This window comes from uncultured Gimesia sp. (assembly GCF_937919775.1).
Taxonomy (GTDB): domain Bacteria; phylum Planctomycetota; class Planctomycetia; order Planctomycetales; family Planctomycetaceae; genus Gimesia.
In genome coordinates, this window is sequence record NZ_CALFPF010000773.1 from 1 (window position 1) to 6,889 (window position 6,889).

General features: G+C 51.8%; 6 protein-coding genes. 4 read left to right on the forward strand and 2 right to left on the reverse strand.

Annotation, left to right across the window (positions count from 1 at the left end):
* Positions 1 to 43 precede the first annotated feature (43 nt).
* The 4 genes from Q0294_RS21995 (at position 44) to Q0294_RS22010 (ending at position 4,829) form a co-directional block, all read left to right on the forward strand.
* The gene (locus Q0294_RS21995) at positions 44 to 493 is read left to right on the forward strand and encodes a GntR family transcriptional regulator (protein WP_299469743.1); all 450 of its coding nucleotides are present in this window, start codon (positions 44 to 46) and stop codon (positions 491 to 493) included.
* Positions 494 to 513: 20 nt separating this feature from the next.
* On the forward strand, positions 514 to 1,428 hold the full coding sequence (locus Q0294_RS22000) for an ABC transporter ATP-binding protein (RefSeq protein ID WP_299469745.1): 915 nt from the start codon (positions 514 to 516) through the stop codon (positions 1,426 to 1,428).
* A gap of 43 nt (positions 1,429 to 1,471) precedes the next feature.
* Complete coding sequence (locus Q0294_RS22005; RefSeq protein WP_299469747.1) at positions 1,472 to 3,130, forward strand: hypothetical protein; 1,659 nt, start codon at positions 1,472 to 1,474, stop codon at positions 3,128 to 3,130.
* A 79-nt stretch (positions 3,131 to 3,209) separates the two neighbouring features.
* Positions 3,210 to 4,829 (forward strand): protein adenylyltransferase SelO, encoded by a 1,620-nt coding sequence (locus tag Q0294_RS22010; RefSeq protein WP_299469749.1) that lies wholly within the window; start codon positions 3,210 to 3,212, stop codon positions 4,827 to 4,829.
* A gap of 84 nt (positions 4,830 to 4,913) precedes the next feature.
* Here the strand turns inward: Q0294_RS22010 and Q0294_RS22015 are convergent, their stop codons facing one another.
* Positions 4,914 to 5,318: a methionine-R-sulfoxide reductase gene (locus Q0294_RS22015; RefSeq protein ID WP_299469751.1), complete on the reverse strand. Its 405-nt coding sequence runs from the start codon at positions 5,316 to 5,318 to the stop codon at positions 4,914 to 4,916.
* A gap of 27 nt (positions 5,319 to 5,345) precedes the next feature.
* Positions 5,346 to 6,431: a cyclopropane-fatty-acyl-phospholipid synthase gene (locus tag Q0294_RS22020; RefSeq protein WP_299469753.1), complete on the reverse strand. Its 1,086-nt coding sequence runs from the start codon at positions 6,429 to 6,431 to the stop codon at positions 5,346 to 5,348.
* Positions 6,432 to 6,889: the final 458 nt, after the last annotated feature.

Sequence of the window (6,889 nt, forward strand, 5' to 3'; positions counted from 1 at the left end):
GCATACTGTTATAGTACTGTGTACTCTTTGGTGGGATGTCATTATGCACATACGAATTGAACGAGGTTCCTCGACGCCAATATCCCGGCAGATCATGGAGCAGATCCGGGCGCATTGTCTTTCGGGGACATTGAAGCCGGGGGATTGTCTGCCTTCCGTCCGCAAGCTGGCGCAGAGACTGACGGTCAACGTCAACACGGTGGTACGCGTTTATGAGCGTCTGTCGGCCGAAGGACTGGTCGAAATGCGTCACGGCGAAGGCACGTTTGTATTGCCTCAGTCTGCTGTGACAACGAATTCCCAGCAGATGACGGAGCAGCGTGACCAGTTTTCAATGGAATTTTCGGCGGTCATCCATCGTGGCATTTTATTAGGACTGACAGCGACAGAGCTGCGAAAGCTGTTGGCTGCATCAATTGCAGATGCGAAACGGGAACTTAAGGCAGAGGCCGCTGCGCAGCAAAAACGCAAACCGGAATCCAGAACCGCGTAACCATTCATCAGGAGATTCTCATGTCAGAATCGGCGATCAGAATTCATCAGGTTCACAAACAATTCGGTGTGAATGTCGTGCTGGATGATGTCTCACTGGACATTCCCCGTGGTCAGACGCTGGCTTTGCTGGGGCGAAACGGAGCCGGTAAAACCACTTTGATTCGAATGCTGCTCGGTTTATTGAAACCGGATAGCGGGACAATGCAGGTCGATGGCTGTGACCCCACGCGAGATGCGATTGAACTCCGGCGTCGTGTGGGCTACCTGGCGGAAGACCAGACGATGTATGGCTGGATGACGCCGATTGAACTCTGTCATTTTCTGGCTCCTTTTTATCCGTCGTGGAATCAGTCACTCGCCGATGATTATCTGGAGCGTTTTCACATTCCCCGGCATCAGCGAATTGAGCAGCTTTCCAAGGGACAAAACGTCAAACTGGGATTAACCCTGGCCCTTGCGCATGAACCCAATGTGGTGATTCTGGATGATCCCGCATTAGGGCTGGACACGATTGCCCGCAAGGAATTCAATCGCGATCTGATCGAACATCTCCAGGCAGCAGGGCGGACGGTGTTATTCAGCTCGCATTTACTCGATGAAGTCGAAGCCGTGGCGGATGCGGTGGCGATTCTGGATGGGGGGAGAATCATTCGGCAGTCAGCGACCGAAACACTGCGCAGTGAGGTTAAACGGATTGTGTTGAGTTCCACAGGTATCTCGGAAGTCTCACCGCCGGCAGGGTTGCTCGATGTGCTGCAGTTAGATGGTCAGTTTATTGTGACGGTCGATGGTGCAGCGGATTTTGTGGAGCACTTAACCGAATTGGGAATCGAGCATGAAGTTGTGGATCTGTGTCTGGACGAAATCTTTGAAGCCTTCGTCATCGGGCGTACCCATGCCTGGCCGCAGGCAGGCACACCGGTTGTTGTGTAACGAGCATAGTACTTTGAGAGAGATAAATTAAAGGACCCGTATTATGGACTTCGTTTTACAGTCTCTGCTCTGGAAAGAATGGCGGGAACGCAGGGGGACGTTTTTCGTTTGTCTGGCCTGGATCCTGTGTGGTGTTGTTTATGTGTTGTTGTATGAAAGTGCCTCCGGTTGTCGCACGCCGGTTTCCCGATATGGTGCGGTTTGTCTGATTTACAGTTTGTGTATGTCGGTTTTTCTGGCGATGCGGGTGTCGCTGAGCGAAGTCACAGATCAAACCATCTCCTTTTCCAGGACGCTACCAGTTTCACTCTCCAGAGTTGCAGCCGTCAGGCTGGGAATGGCGATTTTTGCTTTAATCGTTCCCATACTACTGGGCGCGTTGGTATTGCTGGTTTTTCTGGCCAGTGGATTGTTGGAACAGGTTCCCGCCCGGTCAGAGCAGTTTAGATCGGGGAGCGAGATTGTTGCCATTCCTGGTGTGAATCAGGTGTTGCGCGCCAGTTTGTCTGCAGGTGGAGCGGTCAGTTTACTGATGAAAGTAGCGTGTATTTCAATTTCGCAGACGACGGCTCTATTTTTAGTGTTATGTCTGCTCGGAGCCCGACGGCGTAATGAGGTTCATGTAGGATTCCTGGGGGCCGTGGTTGCGTTTGTCTGGTTTATCCTTTTGTCCGTGCGTGGCATGTTTCCCGCACATTCATTTCCGATATTGCATGATTACGTGGGGATATTGTTTCCACAGTCCCTGGTCATGTTTTCCAGCTATAGTGCCGGTGGTGTTTCCTGGAATGATCTGGATCTTGCTGATCGAGTCTGGCTGCCCCTGTTTTTAAATCTGTTTTTGCAGTGCGGACTGGCGGTCTGGTTTACGCGGCGGTATGGAACACAGAATGCTGTTCCTTCCGTGAGAAAGTGGCATTTCTGGAAGGTACCTCCTTTATTCTCATTGGTTTCGATACCATTTTCCCGTCCCGTTTTTTCTTTGATGTGGATCAATCTGAGACAGTCTGTACCTCTGGCTCTGGCAGGATTAATATTAGCAGGCATTATGGTCATGATGGAAACGCTGGGCAGTCATCCGAATGCAAACAATCACTGGGAGCTGGTCAAATACAATCTTCCGGGTTCCATGTGGGTGCTGGGAATGCTCTGGGCGACCGTCGTCGGTTCAGGAGTCGTTGCCTCGGAACTTGCGCCTGGTTTAGGGCATTTCTGGATGTCACGACCGATTCCGATTCGACGCTGGTTCTGGTTTAAATATCTGATCGGACTACTGGCGGTACTGTTCGTTCTTGATGGAACGACAATCGCAGTCAGTTGGAATTCTCTCTTCCTGCCACCTGAAGAAAAAATGAACTATGGCGCCGAATTATTAAGCTGGTCTTATATCGCCTGTTATCCAGCTTTGCATGCAATGATGTATTCTCTGACAGTGCTGGGTGTCTGCTGGTGGAAAAAACCGGTTCGGGGCGCCGTGATGCCCCTCGCTGTTTTTTTAATTGGTTCTCTGGTCATGGAATCCATACCCAGTATTACGGAATTTGATCCCTTCTTTGTGTATGACAATCTGCATCACGCTGAAAGGGAGGGGGAATTCGATCTTTCCCGTTCTCATTTTCCAGTGGTATTTGGAACAGTTTGCGTGATCACACTATTAACCGCGTATCTGGCCTCGCGAAAAGTGCAGCGGCTGGAAGTGTGAGTTCCGTCACCGGTTAGAAGTGGTATGCGGAAGAATCGCCTGTCTTTTCAACGGTCTGCTCAAGTGATAGAATTCGACTATGAACAGTCAACAAACGGTCCGAAATCTCGATGAACTTCAGTTCGATAATCAGTTTACGCGAAATCTGCCCGCCGATGAAGAGGCGAAGAATTTTCGTCGGCAGGTCACCGGCGCCTGTTACTCGCGTGTGTTGCCCACGAAAGTGGCCCGACCTCAGTTGGTGGCCTATTCAAAAGAGGTTGCCGACCTGCTGGATCTGTCTGCCGATACGGTTAAGTCGGATGAGTTTGCAGCCGTCTTTGCCGGGAATCAGGTGCTGGCAGGCATGGACCCGTTTGCCATGTGTTATGGCGGGCATCAGTTTGGGAACTGGGCCGGTCAACTGGGAGATGGCCGGGCGATCAATCTGGGTGAGGTGCGCAATAGTCGAGGGGAGCACTGGGCACTGCAACTCAAAGGGGCCGGCCCGACTCCGTATTCGCGTACGGCAGACGGATTGGCCGTGTTACGTTCTTCCGTGCGGGAATTTCTCTGCAGCGAAGCCATGTATCATCTGGGCGTGCCGACCACGCGGGCTCTGAGTCTGGTCTTAACCGGCGAACAGGTTGAACGCGATATGTTTTACGATGGGAATCCCAGACACGAACCGGGGGCCGTTGTGTGCCGCGTGGCACCGTCGTTTCTGCGGTTTGGAAATTATCAGATTTGTGCGGCCCGTGGTGATCTCGAAACACTGCGTACCCTGGTCGACTTTACGATCCGGACCGAGTTTTCGCATCTGGGCGAACCGAGTCGTGCCGTTTATCTGAGCTGGTTCGAAGAGGTTTGCCGTCGCACAGCGGACATGATCGTGCACTGGATGCGCGTTGGTTTTGTGCATGGCGTGATGAATACCGATAATATGTCGGTGCTCGGTTTGACGATTGACTACGGTCCGTATGGGTGGCTGGAAGATTATGATCCGAACTGGACTCCCAACACGACCGACGCGACGGGGCGGCGGTATCGCTTTGGGAATCAGCCGCAGATTGCCCTCTGGAATCTCGTGCAGTTTGCGAATGCCCTCTATCCCCTGATCGAAGACGCCGAGCCGTTGCAGCAGGCACTGGATGTCTATGTCGACCATTTTGAGCAGGGCTCGCGCACCATGATGTCAGAGAAACTGGGCTTGAATTCGTTTCAGCCGGAGACCGACATCAAGTTAATCGAAGAAATTCAGGAAGTCCTGCAACTGGTCGAAACGGACATGACGATATTCTTCCGCAAGCTTTCATTGCTGGAAAGCGAAGGGGAGTCATCTGCTGACATCGACGAAGCTGCGTTACTTGCACCGTTAATGGAAGCGTATTACGAACCAGAAAAAGTGGTCGGCGAGGTGCGCACCAGAATTCTCGCCTGGATTCACAGCTACCGAAACAGGCTTCGCGACGAACAGTCCTCGGATGTAGTTCGCCGGGAAAAGATGAATCGCGTGAATCCGAAATACGTGCTGCGAAATTATCTGTCACAGTTGGCCATCGACAAGGCAGAAGAGGGCGATTTCACACTGGTGAATGAACTGCTCGAAGTATTGCGGCGTCCTTACGACGAACAGCCCGATCAGGAACAGCATGCCGGCAAACGACCGGACTGGGCACGCAGCAGAGCCGGTTGCTCTATGCTCTCCTGCAGTTCGTGATAGTTTACAACTTCCCGTGTGGCACTGTTCGGCGTGTCCGACAGTGTTTATATCGACTCAAGAGATGGCTTGCTGACGCACGATTCAAGCATTTTTCCGTTCGATCACAGCCGGCAATGTCTGGCCGGCGGGAACGAATTTCATCGAAATCGAATTCACGCAGTGCCGCGTATTTTTTTCTGTGATGCGTTCGCCGAGGAAAACATGTCCCAGGTGACCGCCGCAATTATGACAGACAATTTCCGTGCGCGAACCGTCGGCATCAGGGATGCGATCGACGGTGTCGGGCAGTTCGTCATCAAAACTGGGCCAGCCACAGTGGCTGTCAAATTTGTCTTCACTGCGATACAGGGGTGCGTTGCAGCGGCGGCAGAGAAACGTGCCGGCCGCTTTCAGATCCGTGTATTCTCCCATGAAAGGCCGCTCGGTCCCTTTATGCAGGATCACGCGGGCTTCCTCAGGTGTGAGTTCATTATATGTCGGTTCCATCAGAGTATTCCTGGTATATGTTGTCTGTCAAACGCGTGTGAGTAGAGCCGCGATCGAGATAAAGTGAAATTCGTAGCGTTCCGGATGATCTTCCAACAGCCGTTCCACACGCTGATAAATTTTCTTGATGGTGTTTTCCTGCGGTAAGTCGACCGGCAAAGCTGCCTGTAGAACTGGTTCCGTAAACGCACGTAGAAAACTGGTATAGCTGTGTGCCCAGGCACTTTGATCGCCGGATTGTTCCAGCGCGTCATTGAAGGGTACGGGAACCTCGCGCACCTCTGCTTTTTCAACGCGGAAGGCGGCTGCCAATTCTGTTCCTTCCTGCAGCGGCGCAATGAGTTCTTCAACACTGCGATAGTAAGCGGGAAAGACGAATGCTTCATAAAAGCTGCGTGGTAACATCTCTGCTTCTACAAAATCAAGCAGCGCATCACTCAGGACATCACAAATTCCATAACCGGTAGACCAGGATTCGTTTCTCCCGAATACCTGGACCAGCAGTTTGCCGCCGGAGACCAGTTCTTCCGCCCGTGCGGCATAAAAATGGCAGAGGTCCTGATGAGCCTGGTCCTGAAATGGTTTCAGTTCACTTTCCGTAACCGCGACACCCTCGCGCGGTGCATGGGGATTCGGCTGCATGGCCAGGATAAAGTGGGGCAGTCTGGCGACGGGTCTGGTTTCAAAAAAACCGATGGCGTTGAACGTTGTTGCCAGATGCAGAGAACGCGGCGGTACCAGACGTCCAAACGCCGAGCCGCCGATGGCTGCGGAAAAAATATCCGGGGCAGAGAATGCCGATCCGCCTTGCGGAAACAGGTTCAAAAACATTTGGTTAAAATCATTGGTCGGCAGATCATCAAACAGTACCCAGACGGGTAAATCGGAATGGCGACGCAGCGCGGTGATCAGACGATTCATTGCGTAGATCGCGTTGCCCCCTTCGGAAGAACCGATATCGAGCACATTCCAGGATTCCTGAAAAGCAGCAGGAGAGGGCAGTTCGGCAATCGCAGTCTCCAGCCAGGGGAGAAATGTTTCCAGAGCCGAGCGTTGCTCTTTCGAGTTCGCGTCGTAATAACCGCCCCCCTTCATACCAGTCGTGGTAGGCATCTTTGATATCCTGTCTGTGAATTGATTCCATCAGCCGAAGAAGTGTCAGCATTTTAAATTCGTATAACCAATGCCGTCTGTTTACAGTGTATCGCATGCCGGGTTGCGATTCCAGAAATGCAGTGAAGTGTTCTGTGAATCGTCAGGAAGAACGAGCCGTCTGGTGCGGAAAAAGCCCGCATTTTCTCGGGAGGGTGTCGGGTGACGAACCAGAGCGAGAATTCAATATCTGTTCAGAACACTAAAAACGATTTTTTACATAACTTCTGTTCCGCAAAGACATTATTCAGTAGTCGACTGTTGCCAAAACAGGGTATTAAGAACATTACGTAACCTGCGGGGACTCACTCAATTTCAAAGTTTTTTTGACCTTCTGAGTTGCGGAGGGTAAACTTAGAGACGGCAAATCAAAGCGTTCTTATTTCATTTCCGATTGATCGAGCAAAATTCAAACAGGA